Annotated in this window: 21 protein-coding genes and 1 tRNA gene; 9 read left to right on the top strand and 13 right to left on the bottom strand. The window is 64.9% G+C overall.

From position 1 onward, the window contains the following. Positions 1-13: 13 nt before the first annotated feature. Together AVJ23_RS22185 and AVJ23_RS06860 are read right to left on the bottom strand one after the other, a co-directional pair. Complete coding sequence (locus tag AVJ23_RS22185; RefSeq protein ID WP_084794378.1) at positions 14-175, bottom strand: DUF2256 domain-containing protein; 162 nt, start codon at positions 173-175, stop codon at positions 14-16. A gap of 73 nt (positions 176-248) precedes the next feature. After that, complete coding sequence (locus tag AVJ23_RS06860; RefSeq protein ID WP_058861423.1) at positions 249-443, bottom strand: hypothetical protein; 195 nt, start codon at positions 441-443, stop codon at positions 249-251. A 106-nt stretch (positions 444-549) separates the two neighbouring features. Between AVJ23_RS06860 and pepN the strand changes: the two genes are divergently transcribed. The 4 genes from pepN to AVJ23_RS06840 all read left to right on the top strand — a co-directional run bounded on the left by pepN (position 550) and on the right by AVJ23_RS06840 (position 5,362). Next, positions 550-3,111 carry an aminopeptidase N gene (gene pepN, locus AVJ23_RS06855; protein WP_058861422.1) on the top strand — a complete coding sequence of 854 codons (2,562 nt, stop codon included), beginning with the start codon at positions 550-552 and terminating at the stop codon, positions 3,109-3,111. Then, positions 3,108-3,851, top strand: a complete 744-nt coding sequence (locus AVJ23_RS06850) for an SDR family oxidoreductase (RefSeq protein WP_058861421.1) — start codon at positions 3,108-3,110, stop codon at positions 3,849-3,851. Before pepN ends, AVJ23_RS06850 begins: the two co-directional genes overlap by 4 nt. Further along, a complete protein-coding gene (locus tag AVJ23_RS06845) occupies positions 3,848-4,276 on the top strand; it encodes a hypothetical protein (RefSeq protein WP_058861420.1) in 429 nt (142 codons plus the stop codon). The genes AVJ23_RS06850 and AVJ23_RS06845 overlap by 4 nt, the downstream gene beginning before the upstream one ends. A gap of 222 nt (positions 4,277-4,498) precedes the next feature. After that, positions 4,499-5,362, top strand: a complete 864-nt coding sequence (locus tag AVJ23_RS06840) for a 1-acyl-sn-glycerol-3-phosphate acyltransferase (RefSeq protein WP_058861419.1) — start codon at positions 4,499-4,501, stop codon at positions 5,360-5,362. Between the two features lie 64 nt (positions 5,363-5,426). On the opposite strand, the gene AVJ23_RS06835 is transcribed toward AVJ23_RS06840, so the two are convergent. After that, a complete protein-coding gene (locus AVJ23_RS06835) occupies positions 5,427-6,221 on the bottom strand; it encodes a lytic transglycosylase domain-containing protein (protein WP_084794347.1) in 795 nt (264 codons plus the stop codon). Between the two features lie 296 nt (positions 6,222-6,517). On the opposite strand from AVJ23_RS06835, the gene AVJ23_RS06830 reads away from it, so the two are divergent. Both AVJ23_RS06830 and gatB read left to right on the top strand, forming a co-directional pair. After that, a complete protein-coding gene (locus AVJ23_RS06830) occupies positions 6,518-7,663 on the top strand; it encodes a hypothetical protein (RefSeq protein ID WP_157772635.1) in 1,146 nt (381 codons plus the stop codon). Positions 7,664-7,737: 74 nt separating this feature from the next. Next, a complete protein-coding gene (gene gatB / locus AVJ23_RS06825; RefSeq protein ID WP_058861418.1) occupies positions 7,738-9,252 on the top strand; it encodes an Asp-tRNA(Asn)/Glu-tRNA(Gln) amidotransferase subunit GatB in 1,515 nt (504 codons plus the stop codon). 237 nt (positions 9,253-9,489) lie between these two features. On the opposite strand, the gene AVJ23_RS06820 is transcribed toward gatB, so the two are convergent. The 6 genes from AVJ23_RS06820 to AVJ23_RS06795 form a co-directional block, all read right to left on the bottom strand. Beyond that, positions 9,490-10,236, bottom strand: a complete 747-nt coding sequence (locus AVJ23_RS06820) for an SH3 domain-containing protein (protein ID WP_058861417.1) — start codon at positions 10,234-10,236, stop codon at positions 9,490-9,492. A 16-nt stretch (positions 10,237-10,252) separates the two neighbouring features. Continuing rightward, positions 10,253-10,543, bottom strand: coding sequence for a curli-like amyloid fiber formation chaperone CsgH (csgH, locus tag AVJ23_RS06815; RefSeq protein WP_157772634.1), 291 nt, complete (start codon positions 10,541-10,543; stop codon positions 10,253-10,255). A 101-nt stretch (positions 10,544-10,644) separates the two neighbouring features. Beyond that, positions 10,645-11,283, bottom strand: coding sequence for a hypothetical protein (locus AVJ23_RS06810; protein WP_058861415.1), 639 nt, complete (start codon positions 11,281-11,283; stop codon positions 10,645-10,647). A gap of 20 nt (positions 11,284-11,303) precedes the next feature. Continuing rightward, entirely contained in the window at positions 11,304-11,789 is a 486-nt protein-coding gene (locus AVJ23_RS06805; protein WP_058861414.1) for a hypothetical protein, read from the bottom strand. Positions 11,790-11,964: 175 nt separating this feature from the next. Beyond that, the gene (locus tag AVJ23_RS06800; protein ID WP_058861413.1) at positions 11,965-13,035 is read right to left on the bottom strand and encodes a CsgG/HfaB family protein; all 1,071 of its coding nucleotides are present in this window, start codon (positions 13,033-13,035) and stop codon (positions 11,965-11,967) included. Between the two features lie 69 nt (positions 13,036-13,104). After that, a complete protein-coding gene (locus tag AVJ23_RS06795) occupies positions 13,105-13,557 on the bottom strand; it encodes a curli assembly protein CsgF (protein WP_058861412.1) in 453 nt (150 codons plus the stop codon). Between the two features lie 859 nt (positions 13,558-14,416). On the opposite strand from AVJ23_RS06795, the gene AVJ23_RS06790 reads away from it, so the two are divergent. The 3 genes from AVJ23_RS06790 to AVJ23_RS06780 all read left to right on the top strand — a co-directional run bounded on the left by AVJ23_RS06790 (position 14,417) and on the right by AVJ23_RS06780 (position 18,885). Continuing rightward, positions 14,417-16,006: a hypothetical protein gene (locus AVJ23_RS06790; protein ID WP_058861411.1), complete on the top strand. Its 1,590-nt coding sequence runs from the start codon at positions 14,417-14,419 to the stop codon at positions 16,004-16,006. A 121-nt stretch (positions 16,007-16,127) separates the two neighbouring features. Continuing rightward, the gene (locus tag AVJ23_RS06785; RefSeq protein ID WP_058861410.1) at positions 16,128-17,420 is read left to right on the top strand and encodes a hypothetical protein; all 1,293 of its coding nucleotides are present in this window, start codon (positions 16,128-16,130) and stop codon (positions 17,418-17,420) included. Between the two features lie 103 nt (positions 17,421-17,523). Then, positions 17,524-18,885 (top strand): hypothetical protein, encoded by a 1,362-nt coding sequence (locus AVJ23_RS06780; protein WP_058861409.1) that lies wholly within the window; start codon positions 17,524-17,526, stop codon positions 18,883-18,885. A gap of 119 nt (positions 18,886-19,004) precedes the next feature. On the opposite strand, the gene AVJ23_RS06775 is transcribed toward AVJ23_RS06780, so the two are convergent. The 4 genes from AVJ23_RS06775 to AVJ23_RS06760 form a co-directional block, all read right to left on the bottom strand. Further along, a tRNA-Leu gene (locus tag AVJ23_RS06775) sits at positions 19,005-19,089 on the bottom strand. Between the two features lie 130 nt (positions 19,090-19,219). Continuing rightward, positions 19,220-20,440 carry a cysteine desulfurase gene (locus AVJ23_RS06770; RefSeq protein WP_058861408.1) on the bottom strand — a complete coding sequence of 407 codons (1,221 nt, stop codon included), beginning with the start codon at positions 20,438-20,440 and terminating at the stop codon, positions 19,220-19,222. Next, positions 20,433-21,017: a YIP1 family protein gene (locus tag AVJ23_RS06765; RefSeq protein WP_157772633.1), complete on the bottom strand. Its 585-nt coding sequence runs from the start codon at positions 21,015-21,017 to the stop codon at positions 20,433-20,435. Before AVJ23_RS06765 ends, AVJ23_RS06770 begins: the two co-directional genes overlap by 8 nt. Continuing rightward, positions 21,014-21,502: a YIP1 family protein gene (locus AVJ23_RS06760; protein WP_058861406.1), complete on the bottom strand. Its 489-nt coding sequence runs from the start codon at positions 21,500-21,502 to the stop codon at positions 21,014-21,016. Before AVJ23_RS06760 ends, AVJ23_RS06765 begins: the two co-directional genes overlap by 4 nt.

Raw genomic sequence — 21,502 nt, 5'->3', positions numbered from 1 at the left:
AACGTCAGGGCGTTTAGGCGCTCTGCCCGGCCGGTTTGCGTTCGCGCCGGCAGCGCTCGGAACAGTAGCGCACCTCGTCCCAGACCTTGGCCCATTTCTTGCGCCAGGTGAACGGGCGCCCGCAGGTGGCGCAGGTCTTGACCGGCAGGTCGGCCTTGCGGCGGGTCTTGGGCATCATCCACCTGTCGCATGCAAAACGGGCGGACATGATCCTGCCCGCCCTTGCGTCTCACCTGGTGTGCTTTGGCTCAGTCGGCCGGCTCGGTGCCGACCCCCGGCTCGACCTGCACCTCGGCACCCTCGGGGCCGTCGGTGGTCAGGAAAGTCCAGCCGATCCAGCCCAGGAACAGGACCGCCACGAAGGCCAGCGAGAGCTTGATTCCGGCCAGCGCCGGGCGGTGGCGGGCTTCTTGGGTCGGTGTGTCAGTGTCGGGAGCCGACATGCAATTTCCTTTCGCAATTGTTCCGGTACCGCCATTGCGGCACTACGTTTGACTGAATAACACTTTAGGGCGCCCCCGGGTTCCATCAACACATGCGAGGTTCCAGATGAAAGACGCCGCCCCACAGGCAGCCGCGGAAACGGTCTACCTGAAGGATTACACGCCCTTCGGCTGGCAGATCGCGGACGTGCATCTGACCTTCCGCCTGTCGCCCACGGCCACGCGGGTGCTGGCGCGCATCCATTTCGCGCCCAATCCCGGCGCGCCGAAACAGGATTTCTTCCTGCATGGCGAAGAGCTGCGCCTGATCCGCGCCGCGATCGACGGCACCGAGGTCACGCCCGAGATCACCGACAAGGGGCTGACCTGCGCCGTGCCCGACGGCCCCTTCCTGTGGGAAGCCGAGGTCGAGATCGCGCCCGAGGCCAATACCGCGCTGGAGGGGCTCTACATGTCGAACGGCATGTATTGCACGCAATGCGAGGCCGAGGGCTTCCGCAAGATCACCTATTACCCCGACCGGCCCGACGTGATGGCGATCTTCACCGTGCGGATCGAGAGCGACCTGCCGGTGCTGCTGTCCAATGGCAACCCGGGCGACCGCGGCGCGGGCTTTGCCGAGTGGCACGACCCTTGGCGAAAGCCCGCCTACCTGTTCGCGCTGGTGGCCGGCGATCTCGTGGCGCATCCCGACCGGTTCCGCACCCGCTCCGGCAAGGACGTGGACCTGAACATCTGGGTCCGGCCGGGCGACGAGGGCAAATGCGCCTTCGGCATGGAGGCGCTGAAGAAATCCATGCGCTGGGACGAAGAGGAATACGGCCGCGAATACGATCTGGACGTGTTCAACATCGTTGCGGTCGATGATTTCAACATGGGCGCGATGGAGAACAAGGGGCTGAACATCTTCAACTCCTCCTGCGTGCTGGCCAGTCCCGAGACCTCGACCGACGGCAATTTCGAACGGATCGAGGCGATCATCGCGCATGAGTATTTCCACAACTGGACCGGCAACCGGATCACCTGCCGCGACTGGTTCCAGCTCTGCCTGAAAGAGGGCCTGACGGTGTTCCGCGACCAGCAATTCACCGCCGACATGCGCTCGGCCCCGGTGAAGCGGATCGACGACGTCATCATGCTGCGCGCCCGCCAGTTCCCCGAGGACCAGGGCCCGCTGGCCCACCCGGTGCGGCCCGAGAGCTTTCAGGAAATCAACAATTTCTACACCGCGACGGTCTACGAGAAAGGCGCCGAGGTGATCGGCATGCTGCGCACCCTGGTCGGGGCCGAGGCCTATGCCAAGGCGCTGGACCTCTATTTCGACCGCCATGACGGCGATGCTGCCACGATCGAGGACTGGCTGCGCGTCTTCGAAGAGGCGACCGGCCGCGACCTGTCGCAGTTCAAGCGGTGGTACAGCCAGGCCGGCACCCCGCGCGTGCAGGTGGACGAGGACTGGACAGATGGCACCTACAGCCTGACCGTGCGCCAGCACACGCCGCCCACCCCCGGCCAGCCCGACAAGGCGCCGCAGGTGATCCCGCTGGCCGTGGGGCTTCTGGGCCCCAATGGCGACGAGGTCGTGCCGACCCGCGTGCTGGAGGTGACCGAGGCCGAGCAGCGCTTCGAGTTCACCGGGCTGGGCGCGCGGCCCGTGCCCTCGCTCAACCGCGGCTTCTCGGCGCCGATCGTGCTGGAGCGTGAGACCAGCCGCGCCGAGCGCGCCTTCCTGCTGGCCCATGACACCGATCCGTTCAACCGCTGGGATGCCTCGCGCGAACTGGCCCGCGACAGCCTGTTCGAGATGATCACGAAGGACGCCGCGCCCGATGGCGACTGGCTGGACGGGTTGCAGCGGCTGGTCGCGGACACCACGCTGGACCCGGCCTATCGCGCGCTGATGCTGTCGGGCCCCTCGCAATCCGAGCTGGCCCAGATGCTGCACACGCGCGGCGTGACCCCCGACCCCGACGCGATCTGGTCCGCGGCCGAGCGGCTGGCCCAGGCCACGGCCGAGCGCTTTGCCGACATGCTGCCCGCGCTGGCCCGCGAGGCGTCGGTGAGCGCCGCCTACGCGCCCGATGCGGAGCAATCGGGCAAGCGCGCGCTGGGATCGGCGGTGCTGTCGATGCAGACCCGGCTGGATGGCGGCTACGCGGCCGAGGCGCAATTCGCCGCGGCCGACAACATGACCCAGCAGCTCTCGGCGTTGACCCAGCTGATCCGGGCCGACCGGGCCAAGGCGGCGCTGGCAGCCTTCTATGAGCAATGGCAGGGCGACCGGCTGGTGATGGACAAGTGGTTCGGCTTGCAGGTGGGCGCCGCCGCGCCTGCGCGCGCCGCCGACATCGCCGCCGAGCTGACCGGGCATGACCTGTTCGACTGGAAGAACCCCAACCGGTTCCGCGCAGTGCTGGGCGGGCTGGCGATGAACCATGCCGGGTTTCACCGGGCCGACGGCGCGGGCTATCGCCTTCTGGCCGACTGGCTGATCCGGCTGGACGATCTCAACCCGCAGACCGCGGCGCGCATGTGTTCGGCCTTCCAGACCTGGACGCGCTACGATGCCGACCGGCAGGACCTGATGCGGGCCGAGCTGCAGCGCATCGCCGACAAGCCGAACCTGTCGCGCGACATGGGCGAGATGGTGGGCCGGATCCTGTCATGAGCGGCCTGCTGGTCGTCACCGGGGCCAGCGCCGGGATCGGCGCGGCCACCGCCCAGCTGGCGGCCATGTCCGGTTGGGGCCGGGTCGTGGTGCATTACGGACGCGATGCCGAGGGCGCGCACGAGACCGCCGCCGCGGTCGAGGCGATGGGCGCCGAGGCGCATGTGCTGCAAACCGATATCGGCGCGCCGAAACAGGTGGAGAAGCTCTTTGCCCGCGTCGCCGCGCTCAAGCCCGGGCGGCTGGGGCTGGTCAACAATGCCGGGATCGTGGCCCCGCCCGCCGGGATCGCCGAGTTGACGCCCGACAGGGTGGCGCGGCTGTTCCGCGTCAACGTGCTGGGCGCGGTCGAGGTGGCCCGGCAGGCGGTGGCACTGATGCGCAGCTGGGATCGGGGCGGCGGCATCGTCAATGTCTCGTCCGCCGCGGCGCGGCTGGGCAGCGCCAACCAGTATATCGACTATGCCGCCTGCAAGGGGGCGATCGACAGCTTCACCCTGGGTCTCGCCGACGAGCTGGCGCCCGAGGGGATCCGCGTCAACGCCATCCGCCCCGGGCTGATCGAGACCGGGATCCACGCCAAGGGCGGGCAGCCCGACCGGCTGGAACAGATCGGCCACACCCCGCCGCTGGGACGCCCGGGCCGGGCCGAGGAATGCGCCGAGGCGATCCTCTGGCTCCTCTCCGAGCGCGCCTCTTACGTGACGCGCACGATCCTCGATGTCGCGGGCGGGCGGTGAGCCCGCTGCAGCACGAGGCGACGGGCCGCACATGGACGCCCGCGCTGGTGCTGGCAGTGCTCTGGTCGGGGCTGCTGGCGCTCTGGCTGCTGCTGGAGGCCGCGCCCTGGATCGTCGGGCTGCTGGCGTTGGTCACCCTGCCCGCGGCCTCGGATTTCGCCACCGCGCGCCGCGCCTGGCTACGGCTGGACGCCGAGCGGCTAAGCTGGGGCTCGGGGCGCACGCAGGGCGAGGTCGCGCTGGCGCAGCTGGATCACGTGCGCTTCGAGACGCGGCTGGACCTGTCGGTGCGGGTGCGGCTGGTCCTGCCCGGCGGACGCCGCATCACCCTGCCGCAGGACGCGCTGCCCCCGCCGAAAGAGCTGACCGCGGCGCTGGAGGCGCGCGGCATCCGCTGTGAACGGCATCATTTCAGCTTGCTCTGAGCCCGCGCGCCCATGTCGCGGGACATGTTTTTTCATTTTCCCGGAACCGTCTTGCGCGTCGCGCGTTGGCTTGGGATTACCCGGGCAACCAACGGTCCTGCGCGGTCGACCGCCGAAACATGGCGGGGTTGACGTGCGCTCACGCCGCTCGTGATATAAGATGTGATGGGTGGCGGCGGGTCTGTCACGCGAATGACAACAAACTGTGATCTGGGCTGACCAATGAAAGACCGCATCGACCCCTTGATCGAAGAGCGCGCGCCCTGGCTGTTTTCCAACCGCCCCGGGGTCGGCGCCGCCCGTTCGCTGCTCAACGCCGTGCTGGGCTACGAGAAGACGCTTGCCATCGGGGCCACGGTCAAGGACATGCCGGCCGACCAGGTCATGCAGGTGATGGGCGAGCTTCTGGCCCGCGATGTCGAGGTCTCGGGCCTCAGCCACCTGCCCCATCACGGCCCGGCGCTGGTCGTGGCCAATCACCCGACCGGGATCGCCGACGGGATCATCCTGCACCACGTGCTGCGCGCGGTCCGGCCCGATGCCTATTATTTCGCCAATCACGACATCCTGCGCGTGCTGCCGCAATTCGAGAGCATGATCGCCCCGGTGGAATGGCGGCTGGAGAAGCGCAGCCATGCCAAGACGCGCGAGACCATGGCCTATACCCGCCGCGCCGTGGAAGAGGGTCGGCTGGGCGTGATCTTCCCCGCCGGTCGCCTGGCCAAGCGGCGCGGCTTGTCGCTGCATGAACGGCCCTGGATGGCCTCGGCGGCGATGATCGCGCGCAAGTTCGACCTGCCGGTGATTCCGGTCAATATCCGCGCGCGCAACTCGGCCGTGTTCTACCTGTTCGACCTGCTGCACCCGACGCTGCGCGACATCACCCTGTTCCACGAGACGCTGAACAAGGCGCGCCAGCCCTATCGCGTCACGCTGGGCGAGGCGATCTCGCCCAAGGCGCTGCCCGCCAAGTCCGAGGACGGGATCGAGATGCTGCGCAAGGCGACGCTGGCTCTGGGCGGGCCCAAATCGCCGGCCGTGTCTCTGGTGGATGCCACGCGGCGGCCAAGCTGGCTCAAGGCCTGACGGCCACCCTTTTCCCGCAGATGACGAAGTGAAACGCCCCGCAGCGCGGGGCGTCAAACGCGTGTCATTCCGAGGATTTCGTCGCCACGATCGGGGCCCAGCGGGTCGGCCGGGCGCGCGGACGGACCGGCGTGGGATCGGCCTCGGCCCAGAGGCCGGGCTGGCGGTCCATCAGGTCGTCGGGCCGCGCCTTGGGCCGCAGCGAGCGGGCCAGCCCGGTGCAGTAGGGCTGGTTGCGCACCCAGGAGCGGATATCCTCGCGCTTGCGGCTGGAATGGAACGGGCCCCAATCGGCGGCCACGCCGCGCATGCCGCGGCTGATCACCATGTCGCGCGGCACGGTCACCGCCATGATGCGCAGCGCGCAGGAGAGATTGTCGACCGGGTCCTTCAGCGCCGCGCCGCTGCGCGCCTTGCAGCCATAGCCCCGCGCCGTGGCCGGCAGGATCTGGGTCAGCCCGTACCACAGCCCGCCGCCGCCCACCGCGTGCGGGCGATGGGTGCTTTCATGCCAGGCCAGGGACGAGATCAGCCCCACCCAGAACGCCTCGCGCTGCTTGCGCGAAGCTTGTTCGTAGGCTGGGCAATAGGCGCGGATGTCCTCGGGCACGATCTCGGGCAGCACGCTGGCATGGCTGCGCAGGCTTGAAAGGATGGCGAGCGTCCAGCGGGCCTTGCCGTGGGAATTCTCCCATCGGGCTTCGGGAATCGAGATGTCCCGCGCGACGGGACGCAGGGATTTCGCTACCGCGAGCTCGGACACGACCGGCTCGGCCCCCACCGGATCGACCGGATTGGGTGCCGGGTTGGCAAGCGTCTGACTGGCGATGAGCGTGAAAATGGCAGCTACACGCAACATGCGGCGGAACGTGCCCCAGCGGCCACGGGTTTTCAATATGTCGCCGGACGGGTTGCGCTTTCCGCTCGGCGGATCCTTGCCACCCTCTTGCCTCAAATCACCCGGAATCGGGCGCAGGTGCCTAGGATACGGCGATTTTTTCCGCCCGGGCATTTCCCGGATCATGCCGCTTTTTGGACACGGTTCGCGGGCAGAAAGGGCGCATTCACTCATTGTAGATGCTGCCCCTGCTCATGACCTCATTGTCCGACCGATTCGCGCCACCCTCCTCCGATGCGGATACACCGCCTCGGCCCGTGCGCCCGTTGCGCCCGCGGGTCGACATCCCCGTCTGCGATCCTGCCCCCGACGTGGCGCGGCGTACCGCGCTGGCCGAGCGCGGGCGTTTCCTGGGCCGACAAGAGGCGTGGGAGGAGATGGCGCAGATGATCCTCGAGGCCGAGGCGGAGCGCCGCCTGACCCCGGGCCTGACCCCCGTCGCCAGCCTGCTGGCGCTTGGCGCGCGCTCGGACGTGATGCACGCCGTCGAGGGCGCCGTGGCGCGCAACGACACCGCCGTGGTGCACACCATGCTGGGCGCGCTTGAGGCCAATCTGGAAGAGCGGCCCGACTGCCCGGCCACCGGCTACGTGGTGGCGGCCACCCATGTGGACGTGGCGCAGGCCTGGCGCGGGGCGGCCGATCTGCACCGGCTGGCCCCGGTGCGCCGCGACGCGCATGACCGGCACATGAGGGCCGCCGCGCAGCTGGTCGACCGGTTCGATCCGTTCGAATGCCACAGCCCGCTCTGGGCGATGATCCGCTGCGCCGTGCTGGACGTCGACCCGGCCCCCGCACAGCGCGTCTGCGACGATTACGAGGATCTGCTCGAACTCGACCCGGGCTGCCCAGACCACCTCGTCTCGATGGGCCGGGACCTGCTGCCGCGCCGCTTCGGCACGTGGGAGGTGCTGGACCGCGAGGCGCGCCGCGCCGTGGTGCTGACCCGCGACATCTGGAACATGGGCGGCTACGCTTGGGTCTATATCGGCGCGCTGGAGGCCGATCCCGGTGCCTTCCGCCGGCTGGATGCCGAGCTGTTCGTCGAGGGGCTGCACGACATCCTGGCCCGCGCGCCGGGCCAGCACATGGCCAACCGCATGGCCGCCTTCTGCGGGCTGACGCTGGCCGGCCCCGCGCAGCGCGGCAGCACGCATGAGCGACTGCATCACTGCTTTGCCTGGATCGCGCAGGATCACCTGCGCGAGCTGCACCCGGTGGTCTGGGCCACCGCCCCCGCGCGCCACTGCGTCGACCCCGGCGGCATCGCCGAGGATGACCTCGTGCGGCGCGGCCGGGCGCGGGCGATCTCGTCGCTGGCGGCCTATTACGCACCGGCGCTGGACGTGGGTCGGCGGCTGGTCTTCACGCCCGAGGGAATCGAGATGCCGCGCATCACCTGAGCCCGGCCGTGCCCTTGCCCCTGCCGGGCGGCTGGCGTAGACCCGGGCGCAACGTCTGACCCCGAGGAGCGGCCATGCTGGATCTGAGTTACGAGCCCCCCAAGCCCAAGGTGATCGCGGGCGCCAAGCACGATTGGGAACTGGTGATCGGGATGGAGGTACACGCCCAGGTCGCCAGCCAGGCCAAGCTGTTCTCGGGCGCCTCGACGCGCTTCGGGGCCGAGCCCAACTCCAACGTTTCTTTCGTGGACGCGGCCATGCCCGGCATGCTGCCGGTGATCAACGAGTTCTGCATCGAACAGGCGGTGCGCACCGGGCTGGGGCTCAAGGCGCAGATCAACCTGGTCAGCGCCTTCGACCGCAAGAACTATTTCTACCCCGACCTGCCGCAGGGCTACCAGATCAGCCAGCTTTACCACCCGCTGGTCGGCGAGGGCGAGATCCTCGTCGACATGGAGCCGGGCATCGCGCGGCTGGTGCGGATCGAGCGCATCCATGTCGAACAAGATGCCGGCAAGTCGATCCATGACATGGACCCGGCCATGTCCTTCGTCGATCTCAACCGCACCGGCGTGGCGCTGATGGAGATCGTCTCGCGCCCTGACATCCGCGGCCCCGAAGAGGCCGCCGCCTATGTCACCAAGCTGCGCCAGATCCTGCGCTACCTCTGCACCTGCGACGGCAACATGCAGAACGGCAACCTGCGGGCGGATGTGAACGTCTCGGTCTGCCGGCCCGGCCAGTACGAGAAATACCAGGAGACGCAGGATTTCAGCCATCTGGGCACGCGCTGCGAGATCAAGAACATGAACTCCATGCGCTTCATCCAGGCCGCGATCGACTACGAGGCGCGGCGCCAGATCGCCCTGCTCGAGGGCGGTGGATCGGTGGTGCAGGAAACCCGGCTCTACGACCCCGACAAGGGCGAGACGCGGTCGATGCGCTCCAAGGAAGAGGCGCATGACTACCGCTACTTCCCCTGCCCCGACCTGCTGCCGCTCGAGATCGAGCAGGGTTGGGTGGACGATATCGCCGCCAGCCTGCCCGAGCTGCCGGACGAGAAGAAGGCCCGTTTCGTGACCGAGTTCGGCCTGTCGGAATACGATGCCAACGTGCTGACCGCCGAGACGGTCAACGCCGCCTATTTCGAATCCGTGGTACGCGAGGCCGGCGACGGCAAGCTGGCCGCGAACTGGGTCATCAACGAGCTGTTCGGCCGGCTCAAGAAGGAAGATCACGGCATCGACGAAAGCCCGGTGACGCCCGCGCAGCTGGCCGGCATCATCCGGCTGATCAAGTCCGACGCCATCTCGGGCAAGATCGCCAAGGACCTGTTCGAGATCGTCTATACCGAGGGCGGCGACCCCGAGGTGATCGTCGAAGAGCGCGGCATGAAGCAGGTCACCGATACCGGCGCCATCGAGACCGCGGTGGACGAGATCATCGCCGCCAACCCCGCGCAGGTCGAGAAGGCCAAGCAGAACCCCAAGCTGGCCGGCTGGTTCGTGGGCCAGGTCATGAAGGCCACCGGCGGCAAGGCCAACCCCAAGGCGGTGAACCAGATCGTCTCGGCCAAGCTGGGCCTGTAACGCCATATCGACACAATGGACGAACAACGGGCCCGCGCACCGCGCCGGGCCCGTTTTGTTTTTCAGGTCATGCCGGACAGTTGCACATCTTGTGCGCCGTTAGAGCCGAACGCAGCACGTAGTTGGCTATCGTGCAGGTCGGCGGTCAACGTCACGCCCTGCAGTCACCGGACCCAGAACAAGGGGCCGGCCCACATCATGCGGGCCGGCCCCTTGCGATAGGTCAGTCAGGACGGATCAGCCCTGTTCGCTGTCAGCGCGCACGAAGGTCAGGATCGGCCACTTGTCTTGCCGGATCGTCGTACGCGTGATCCATCCGCGCATGTCACCGATCACCGCTTCGCACCACATGCCGTCCGACGTCACAAGGCACTCATCCACCGCAATCGCGGTATCCTTGGGTGCCACGCCGAGAACCGGCGCATCCGCGCGGGGCTGGTTGCGTATGTTAAGGTTGACCAAGGTTCGAATGAGCAGAGTGCCGCTCTGCGCGTCGCGCGGCGCCCTGAGTTCTTCCGGGCTGGCGCATTCATCGGTGAAGCCGCGATAGATGCAACGGTAGGTCGAGATCGCCTCGCGGATCTGGCGGCTGTTTTCGTCACCCGCCGCGCGTTCGAGCACAAGTGACCGATCGCTATCGGCAACGTCCCCGGAGATGCGGAACTGGTTCCCGCCAAGCGCGGCAACCGGAGTGGCTTCGGCACCGCCGGACAGCCGAATCTGACCGCCGACAATGCTCCAACCCGAAATAGTGTTCAGCGGTGCACTGCAGTTCTCGACATTCGCCTGGTAGATCTCGGGCGTATTCGAGACCCGATCCGTGAGTTCCATGGCACATGTGCCGGCATCGGCATAGTCCGGTTCGAAACTGTACCACTGTCCGGAGAATGCGGCGATGATCTGCTCGCGATCCTGCGCGGACGCGCCGCCGGTCATGAAGGTCGAGACAGCCAAAACGGCGCCCAGCAGACGGTGTGAAGTCATGCAGTCCTCTTCGTGTTCAGTCCTGGCCGCCGGGCTGGAGATCGATGTCCAGCGTCGCGCGGCCCAATTCACGGCCATTTTCCAGCAGCGTCAGCTCGGCCACAAGGACGGCCTGCGGTCCGAGGTTCAGATCGACCCTGCCAAAGAAAGCCTCTCCCTCCTCCGGCAGCACGACTGTACGGCTCTGGGTCGTTGCCATTGAGTTGCCATTGCTCTTGCGGGAGATTGAAAGTCGGCCCTCGACCTCACGTCCGGGTTCGCCGGCTACGCCGGCACGAATCGACAGGCCGGTATCGGAGGGGGTCATGAAGATCAGCGGAACCGGCGTCAAAGGATCTGCAGTCACGGGAGACGCCGGGGTCAGGAGGGACAGGCAGGCGCCCAGGACGGCGCCTGCGCGCCGCCGCATCACCGTGTTGGCCCTGTTTGGGTTATCGATACCGTACCGGCATTCGAGAAAACGACAGGTCCGCTGTTCACCGGCTGAAAATCGCTGCCGACAATTTCGTAGGTGACGTTCGTGTTCGTGCCGTCGACCGCAAGGTTCATCACGTTGCGATTGCCGGTCTGGATTAGCGTTCCGGTATTGGACACACCATCCACGGAGAGCGTACCTTCATTCCCGATCCCGTCCTGAAGCAACGTGCCGCTGTTGTTGAGACCGGTCACGAAAACTGATCCCTGATTCCCCTCACCCAACTGCTCGAGCGACGCCACGAGGTTCGTGCCATCCAGGCCGATCGTCGCGGAATTCCCGAATGCCGGGTTGTTCGGCGCACCCTGCGCGAAAAGAACCGAGACGTTTTCACCCTCGGCCGTGATCTCGGCCGAATTGTCGTCTCCCACTTGGATGGCGGGCGCCGTACCCAGTTCATCCCCGGCCAGCAACGCATTGCTCGCACCCGACTGATCGATCGTCAGAACATTGCCTTGGCTTTCGGCCGCTCGGTTGTCCTGAAGAAGATAGACGGTATTGTCCTGCGCCATTGCCGCGGAAGCGAAGCCGCATGCAGCGACTACAGGAATAGAAAACAGAAATTTTGACATAAGATCACCTCATGCGGAAATTACCACGAGGATTGCCGAATCGACAAGCTGTTTCGTTGTCCGGTCTGGCTGAAAGATGCAGTATTCCCGGTACCGGCCTGGATCACCGCGGCGTTGTTCAACCTCCCTTGGATAGTCGCAGTTAGACGGTTGGACTGGCCGGATTGATGCGCAGCGAAAAGGTTGTCCTGTCCTCCAATTCGCACTTGCGCTGTCTGGGATAGACCGGACTGTATCAATGTGCCCGGAAGGAGGCGTTCAGCCTGCAACATCGGTTGGAAATCGCGATGCCATGCGCCTGTGAGCCCGCGCCCGTTATTCGTCCCAGAGATCTCGATATCGGCCTGATGGCCGGACTGTTCCGTCTGGACGATTTCGATCTGGTTGTTCTCTCCCGTCACAACCAGCCGCAACGTGTTGTCAAGCTCGGGGCCTTGGGGCGGTTGGGCATGCACCTGCGTGGCGAATGCCAATACCCCGATCATTCCAAGGAAGTACTTGCTCATCTCCTGCCTCCATCTTCGTGGACTGCGCATTTACTACGTCAGGTTGCACGAAGATTGGAGCAGGAATTCGCAGAGATTGTGTTAAGATGACGGCACGTCAGCGTGCCTCAGCCGACCACTTCATCGGAATCGGGGTTGTCAGGTGGAGCAGTCGGCCGCGGCACGTCAGCGTGCCTCAGCCGACCACTTCATCGGAATCGGGGTTGTCAGGTGGAGCAGTCGGCCGCTGTGCGGGCGCGGTTCTGACGGGCGCCGAGGTCGACGGGGTCCGAACCGGCGCCACGCGACGCTCGCTCACCCGGCGAACGGTGGCAGGACGCGCGACCGGCCGGTGCGGCACCGTGGCTGGGATGGCCGTGTTGCGCGTGTTGGGCGCCTTGGGACGCAGCGCACGATGCGGCACGTCTCCGTCGAATTTTTGCGCCGTGTAACTGGCCATGTAATGCTGGCCGGCCGCATGATCCTTGAACTTCCACAGGCCGGCCATCGCACCCTCGGCAACCAGTGCCATGACCGCCTTCTCGACCGCCTGTTCCACCGCGATCTGCTTCGGCTCGTTCATCGCATAGCCGGCTTCTGCCTCGACCAGTTCATCGAGCGCGATATACGTAAAGACATTGCCTTGGGTCGCATAGGACGCGATGGGCTTGCGCACCACGACGCTTGCGAGAACCTCGCTCGTCGTGGCCGAAACGGCGCGCAGGCTGACCGTCACGGTGTCCAGCTTCCAACGGCGATGACCACCGATCCCGAGGTACCGTGCCCCGAGACCACCGGTCATGGTGTTCGTGTCGTAGCCGGTGATCTCGCCCTCGATCAGGATGCCCGAATGATCGAGCGGTCCCAGAACCTTGGGATCGATCTGGCTTTCATTGCGGTAGATGCGCCGCATTTCGGTCACGATCTGCCGCTCGCGCAGGATGTTGTCCAGGTTCGAACGATCCAGCACCGAGAACCAGCGGCGTTCGCCCGCGTCCTGCAGGGCCTTGATCAGGACGGCGGCACCGGCTTGGGTGACGGCCCGCGACAGGTTCTGACCGGTATCGTCTTCCTTGTACTGGCCTGTCAGGTCCGGCAAGCCGTAGACGGCCACGGTCACCCGCTCATGCGGCAGCGGAATGCTGCGCAGGGCGCGGTTCTGCGCAGTCATCATGCCCACGCTCGCCGCATACTTGCTCTCATAGGCGTCCCGCAGCGAGGTGTCGCACCCGGCCAGCGCCATGGTCGCCATCAGCGCCAGGCCCATCGTCTTCGTTCTGGCTTTCACGCTCGATACCCTCCAAATCCCGCTTGCCCTGCGGGTCACCAAGCTGTCTCAGTTCACAATAAGCTGCGGGACGACGATCTCGGTGACCGTGCCGTCCAGCGAATCTGCAATCGTCAGCCTGATTTCGCCGATCGACCGCGTGAATTCAACGGTTGTCGTGCCGAACACCACCGTGCCGCTGTCCTGCGGATTGTCGCCGAAGATTGCATCCGTCACCTGCCCCGCCAGAGCCGACAGAAGCCGCCCTTCAAGCTGGCGCACGAAGAGATCGACATTGTCCGTGCCCGTTGCACCCCCGGTGCTGCGTCCGAATCCACCGCTGTCATCATCGGCATCGCGGGCTGTCGCCTCGCGCTGCGCATTGGCAATGCTCAGCAGGTGGTTCGAATTCAACGGATTGCCCCCGAAGGACGGGTTCACGGGCGTGTACACCAGGTCCTGCGCGCCAGCGGTCGTGGCCCAGGCGACCAGAACGACAAGCGGGGTTCGGAAAAAAGACATACGGTCCTCGTTTCGCACTCATGAATGGACGGGCGCACCCGCTTTGACGACATCCCTTACGCGACGCGACAGGTGTTGGGCAACCCGGAGCGCGCAGGGGGGACCGGTTTCGCAAGAACCAGTTGCGCCAAAGCCACCGCGATTCCCCCGAAATGGGTAAAAACAACCTTAACGGGACGTTCCCAAGGATATTCCCTCAAGACTGTTGCCATTGCGGGATCAACACATCGGATTTCGACGTTAATTGTCCGTTAATTTTGTTAGATTCGAGACGACATTCCGTTTTTCCTTGATCCCTCTGCCACGGTCTCGCCATATTGTTCTCGGTCGCGGTTTTTCGCCGACCTGCTGCATGTCGAAGGGGGAGTTTCGGCACGAGTAAAAGAACGTTGCACCGGCCTTTTGGGCCGGGCGGAGAAGATTTGTCATCTGTTTGGACTAAATGGTGCGCAAGTGAAAAATTCGGCTGAAATTTTCATGGTTATGGTGTGTCGTGAGGCCCGCCAATGCGACCGAGGCGGCCTTGTCTCAACGCGCCGCCAGTCTCTTGATGAGGCGATCTTCGAACCTGGTGAAAACCGCAGACAATACGGCTTTCGATCCGGGAAAAAAAAACAGTCTAATCAACTCAAAGATGATTCTGCATTGCCGCATGCGTGCATTTCGGCAGTCAGGCACATCCAATTCAATAAAAACCGCCGGTTAACCAAGAAATGGAGCAGCGGGATGGCTGCATCCCATGCTGCGGCGGCAAACGAGGATAGCCGGGGGATCAACCCTGGCAGAGCAGTTTCGAACCACGGGTTTCACAACGTCGCGTCCGCGACGGACCAACGTCTTTAAGCGAGAGGAAAGACTCATGAAGAGAACCAATTACATCGCAGTGTCGGCAATCGCTCTGATCGCCGCCGGCGGCGCGGCCTGGGCCGATGACAACGACGCCTACCTGGACCAGCTCGGTGACAACAACACCGCCCTGATCACGCAAAGCGGCGACAGGAACGATGCAGGGAGCAGTGCTGCCACCCGCGTCATGACGCAAAACGGCGACAACAACGAGATCGACATCGATCAGTCTGGCGACGACAATCGCATCGGCACGACCGACAAGGCCGGCGCACCGGGGGTCGATCAAATCGGCGACCGAAATGCCTTGGACATCACGCAGTCGTCGCACAAAAACTACGTCAACATCGTGCAGCAAACGGGTGTTTCCGGTGCGACAGAAACGCAGAACTCACTGACTATCCTGCAAGAAGCGAGCAATGCGAACTTCCCCAACGGCAACACTACCAAGTGGGGCAACGTGGTTTCGCGGGTCATCCAGATCAACACCGGTACCGGCGCCTCAGCAACAGAGACCAACAGCGTAACCATCAGCCAGGACCGCAGCACCAACGGCGGGCCGGGCGGCTTTGGTTCGAACGCAATCGGACCTGGTGTCGGAGGTAACCTTAACGACCGTCGAGCACGGGTCACTGGTGGGGTCTACCAAGAGGGCACGGGCAACACGGCCGACCTCCTGCAATCCGGTGAGCGGAACGTGATCCTCGAAGTGACTCAGCTTGGTGCAGACAACCTTGCGGACGTTGACCAACTCCAGGTCGACCCGGTCGGTGTAAACGACGGGAACATTGTCAGATCGATCCTGCAGGATTCGACTGGTGCGACGCTTGGCAACACAGCCTTGGTGCGTCAGGAGGGCAAGAAGAACGGGCAAGGCACCTTCACCGCCGGCAGCTTCGCCGAAGGCACGGGCGTAATCCAAGGCACCGTTACCCAGATCGGTGGCGACAACGATGTCGATTACTTGGCGGTCGGCAATGCCAACCTGTTCGGCTTCTACCAGGACGGCACCGGGAACTCGGTCGGAATGGTCACCATCACCGGCAATGGCAACGAGACCGCGGGCTACCAGGACGGCACTGACAACACGATCACTATCGCGCCCATCGTGGGTGACGACAACGACATCGGCGTGATCCAGGACGGCACCATGAACATGGCCGACATCGCGCTGACCAATGGCAGCGACCGCAACGCGATCGGCGTCGACCAGTTCGGCACGAACGCGGCCGATGTGGACGTGGACGGCGACGACAACTTTGCCGACATCCGCCAGACCGGGAACAACTCGGGCAGCTTCGGCGTCGTGCTGAACATCACCGGGGACTTCAACGGCACCGGCCCCTGGATGACGGGCAGCGACGCGGAATCGATTGGTCTGACCGGCGGCGTGATCATCCAGAACGGCACGGACAACCTGTTCGACGCCGTGATCACCGGCGACAACAACCTCTTCGCGTCCAACCAGGTCGGCGACTTCAACACCATCGACGCCACCGTGACCGGCAACAGCAACCAGTTCGCCGTGGCGCAGCTGGGAGACTCGAACAACGCCACGTTCAGCCAGATCGGCAACGGCAACAACGCGGGCATCTCGCAGTAAGCCTGCCGTGGCCGGGCCGCTTTCGGGCGGCCCGGCATGACGCAAACCATCATTGATAACCATGCGCGGCTGACAGGATTGGCCGCCTCATTCTGCATTTTTTCATTCGGGACCTGAACCAATGATCCGCAAACACCTGCTCTCCACCGTCGTCTGCCCTGCCCTTCTGGTCTGTGCCTCGTCGGCCATGGCCGATGACAACGACGCCTTCCTGACCCAGACCGGCGACGACAACACCTCGCTCATCCTGCAGTCCTCGGGCATGGGCAACACCTTCGGCCTGGCCGGCCTCCCTGGTCTCCAGAATGGCGACCACAACGAGTTGGATGTCGAACAGATCGGCGACAACAACGAGGTCGGCACCCAGGGCGCCGGGTTCGAACAGCTGAACGTCAACAGCAGCTCGCGCTCGAACACGGCCGACATCACGCAGAGCACCAGTGACAACGTGGTGGGCGAGGTGTTCCAGCGCACCGGCGGCACGGTTCCCTTTTTCGGACCCCAATCCGGCAACACGCTGACCATCCTGCAGGATGGCGGCGACGGAAACATCCTGAACGCGGTGACCCAAAACCGGACCTTCCCGCTGCGCCGCGGCAACGATGCCGATATCCAGCAGAGCGGCAATGACAACTTCTTCGACACGATCGATCAGATCGGCGGCAACAACAGCCTGACCATGGTTGTCACCGGGGACGAGAACGGCCGCGAACGCGATCTGCCCGGTGTCGGTGCACCGGCTCTGGCGATGGCAACCTTCTCGGATCTCAGTGGCGCCACTGTCAATCAGATCCGGCAACTGGGTGAGGGCAACTCGGCCGATATCGACATCGACGGCAACTGGAACCTGATCGGCCTGAACCAGGACGGCGCAGGCAACTCGGCCGACAGCATCATCATCGACGGCAACACGAACAAGCTGGGCGTTGTCCAGACCGGCATCGACAACGATCTTGCCGTGTCGGAGATCCTGGGCAACTTCAACGATGTGGGTGTTCTGCAGCTGGGCAATGACAACACGGCCTCGCTGACCGTCGATGGCGGTGCCAACGAGTTCGGGATCGGCCAGATCGGTGTGGACAACAGCCAGACCATCAACGTGATCGGCCGGCAGAACGGCGAGGGCCGGACCTTCAACGACCCGACCTTTGCCGACACGCAGACCGCGCTTGACGCCACCGGCGGCCTCCTGCCCCGCGGCCTGTCGATCCAACTGGGCAATGACAACGACATCATGCACGATGTCGATGGCGACCGGAACGTGTTCGCCTTTGCCCAGGTCGGCAATGGCAACATGATCGACGGCGCGCAGACAGGCTTCACGAACATGGCTGCCGTGGTCCAGTTCGGCCCCTCGAACAGCACGACCTTCACGCAGACCGGCTCGTTCAACGCGCTCGGCGTGGTTCAGTAAGTTCGACCGATCCGGCCCGCCCCGGACGGGCGGGCCGGCTTCCTGACTCCCCACGCGCGAGACCGACATGAGGACATCAACACTCTGGATCACCGTTTCGCTCGTGCTGGGCGCCGGCGCCGCCGGCGCCCAAGGCGTGAGCGACAACCTGGTCAATATCGAACAGTTCGGATCCGACAACACTGCCGGCATCACCCAATCCGGCGCCAACAACGTGGCTGGTCCCGACGGGCTGGACATGGTGCAGGACGGGTTCTTCAACCAGTTGACCATCGAACAGAACGGCGATGACAACTCCATCGGCGCGCTGTCCCCGGGCCTTTTCCAGAACGGGCAATCCACAACGCAAACCGTTTTCAACAATATCGACATCTTTCAGTTCTCGGACGAGAACCGGGTGGGGTCGGTCGAGCAGCAATCGGCCGGTACCGTTCCGAACGGCGCCAATGACCTGCTGGTCGAACAGTCCGGCGGCGACCGAAATGTCATCGACTACATCGTTCAATTCCAGGCCGGCGGCCAAGCTCCCAACCTGATGTCTCTGACGATGTCGGGTGCGGACAACTACATTGAAAAGGCGCGGCAATATTCGTTCACGACAGTTCGGAACGAACCCAATTCCATCACCGTTGTCCTGTCCGGAGACCGGAATGGACGCTATGTTCTTGGCGGACCCGCGGCACTTCCTTTGTTGGAAAGCAGCACTCTGATTCAACGAGCAGGTGCATCTGATCCCCGCGGAAACGGCAACTTCATTGACCTTCTGATTTCCGGCGATGACAACGCCTTTGCAATCGACCAGGGCGGCCGTTTCAACTCTGTCGGGTTCCTGTCGGTTCTCGGCAACCAGAACGAATTGGGCCTCAGGCAGGACGGGGACGAGAATGACATCGTCGTGTCGCCGATTCTCGGCGACGGCAATTCCATCGGGATCGACCAGCTGGGGACCAATCTGGCCGACGTGACGGTGCTCAATTTCTCGGACGACAATGACGTCTCGATCGATCAGACGGGCACGAATGATGCCTTCGTGACGCTGGAAGGCAACCGGAACACGATCATCGCAAACCAGACCTTTACCTCGGGCATGGGTGGCGACAATCTGGCCGAGATCTCTTTCGACGGTGACGAGAACAGCGTGCGCGTGTCGCAGGAGGGCTCGAACGTCGTCAATGTCGCGGTCACCGGTAACGGAAACAATACAGCCAACGTGCTTGATCCTGCCAAGCAGGTGTTCGGGCTTGATACCGGCCGCGTCGAGCAGATCGGGTTCGACAACATAATGACGGCCGACGTCACCGGCGACCGAAACGTGATGGCGAGCCTGCAGGGCGGCGACCTCAACACGATCCTGCTCAGCGTTTTCGGAGACGACAACGAGGCCGCCTTTCTACAGATGGGATCGAACAACAATGCAGTAGTGAACCAGATGGGCGTTGGCAACCGGGCGTTCATCCGGCAATAGCCACGCCGCAACAACCCACAGCAAACGCCCGGCACCCCTGCCGGGCGTTTCTTTTTTGAATCAATAGATTAACAGACAGAGTTAGCGTTCTGCACCAAGCCGCATCCATCCCATCCATCTGGTGCGGGCGGCGGGAGTCGAACCCGCACGGGCCAGGCCCTAGCGATTTTAAGTCGCTTGTGTCTACCATTCCACCACGCCCGCACGCGTTGGGGATGGGCGTCTTGCTACCCCCGCGGGCGGCGGCAGGCAAGGCGCGATCGACGCGCCCGTCCCGCCGAAAAGCGCCGCAGCCGGGGCGAATGCGGCGCCTTGCGATGCGAGGCTGCGCCGCTCAGGCGAAGAGGTCATGCGCGAGGTCGAGCGCGTCGATCAGCGCGTCCACCTCGGCGCGGGTGTTGTAGAGCCCGAAGCTCGCCCGGCAGGTTGCCGTCACCCCCATGAAATCCATCAGCGGGCCAGCGCAGTGATGGCCCGCGCGCACCGCGACCCCCTTCTTGTCGAGGATTGTCGAGATGTCATGCGCATGACCCGCCCCGTCCATGGTGAAGGAGAAGATCGCCGCCTTGTCCGGCACCGTGCCCTGCACCTGCAGCCAGTTCAGCCCGTCCAGACGCTCGCGGGCGTAGTCGCGCAGGTCGCGCTCATGGGCGGCGATGTTCTCCATCCCGAGGCCCATCATGTAGTCCAGCGCGACGCCCAAGCCGATCTGCTGCACGATGCCGGGGGTGCCGGCCTCGAACTTCATCGGCGGGTCGTTCCAGGTGATCTCGTCCTTGTGCACCTCGCGGATCATGTCGCCGCCGCCGAGGAAGGGGCGCATCTCGGCCAAGCGCTCTTTCGAGATCCAGATCGCGCCCGAGGCGGAGGGCCCATAGAGCTTGTGCCCGGTGATCGCGTAGAAATCGCAGCCCAGATCGTCGACATTGACCGGCATGTGCACCGCCGCCTGGCTGCCATCGACCAGCACCGGCACGCCCTTGGCGCGGGCGGCCTCGCAGATCGCCTTGACGTCGACCACGGTGCCCAGGACGTTGGACAGGTGGGTGATGGCCACCAGCTTGGTCTTCGGCCCGATCGCGTCGATCACCTTTTGCGGGTCGAGCGCGCCGGTCGCATCCACGTCGACCCATTTCAGGTTCACACCCTGCCGCTCGCGCAGGAAATGCCAGGGCACGATATTGGCATGGTGCTCCATGACCGACAGGACGATCTCGTCGCCCGCCTCCATGCGCGGCATGGCCCAGCCATAGGCCACGAGGTTGATGCCCATCGTGGTGCCGGTGGTGTAGACGATCTCCTGCTCGTCCGCGGCGCCGAGGAAGCGCGCGATGGTGCCGCGCACGCCCTCGTATTTCTCGGTCGCGAGGTTCGAGAGGTAGTGCAGCCCGCGATGGACATTGGCATATTCCTCGGCATAGCCGCGGGTGACCGCGTCGATCACCACCTGCGGTTTCTGCGCGCTGGCCCCGTTGTCGAGGTAGACCAGCGGCTTGCCGTTGACCTCGCGCGAGAGGATCGGGAAATCGGCCCGGATCGTGTCGATATCATACATTGGTCGTCATCTCGTTTGGGGTCACGCCGGCCAGGGCCAGAAGCACCGACAGTGCAAAGGCCATGGCGATCACGCCGAGCATCAGCACCAGAGCGGCCTTGAACAGGCTGCCCAGCCCGTGAACCTCGTCCAGAAAATTGAGCAGGATCCAGACACCCACCGCCGTGCCCACGGCCAGCGCCAGCGTGCCCAGACCCGCCGAAAGCGGCAGGATCAGCATCAGCGCCGCCTGCACCAGCACCCGAAGGCCCTGCATCCAGATCAGCAGCAGCGCCACCTCCTCGAAGCGGCCGCGCCCGTCGAACAGCCGCGCCGTCCATGTCAGCGCCAGCGCGGTCAGCGCCAACGTGCCGCCCTGCAACACAAGGAAGCTGACCGGGTTGCCCAGAAGCGGCGGCACCGGCCCGGGCATGAGCAGCCGCGAGCCCTGGAAGACCAGCGCGTTCAGCACGACCACCAGCGCAAAGGCCGTGGCCAGCGCCTCGCGCCCGGGACGGATCGACAGCAGCAGCCGCGCCACGTCGCGCGGGGCGACCACGGTCTGCACCGCGAGGCTCAGGACACCCTGCACGCTCACGCCGCCTGTCCCCGGTGCACCACGCGCAGCCCGGAGATCCAGAACCACATGAAGGCCACGAACCAGACCAGCCCGACGATCGTCAGCTGCGCGCCCTGCCCGACAAAGCCCGCCACCAGCCCGTAGAGCAGCGCCAGCGGCGAGGCCGCCAGCAACGCCCAGAACAGCGCCAGCCGCGAGCCATAGGCATCACCCAGCCCGCCGAAAAGCTTCATGCCCAGGTGGACCAGCCCCGCCAGCCCGTAGAAGACCAGCGGCAGGATGAAGATCGTGCCCAGCAGCGCGCCGCCCATCTCCATCTGCAGGTTCAGGTCCTGCAGATGGGCGTCGCGGGCCAGCCGGGGCCATTGCGCGATGAACATCACCACGCAGGCCCCCATCAGGATGGCCAGCGCCCGGTCCTCGCGGCGCCCCAGCGCCAGAAGGCGGCGCATGACGGCGCCCGGCCCGCGATAGGTGGCCGCGATATCGGTGGTCAGTGCCAT

Origin of the sequence: Pseudoponticoccus marisrubri, assembly GCF_001482405.1 — a bacterium.
GTDB classification, from domain to species: Bacteria; Pseudomonadota; Alphaproteobacteria; order Rhodobacterales; family Rhodobacteraceae; genus Pseudoponticoccus; species Pseudoponticoccus marisrubri.
The sequence above is the reverse complement of the archived record's forward strand: the minus strand, read 5'-3'. Positions and strand labels throughout refer to the sequence as shown.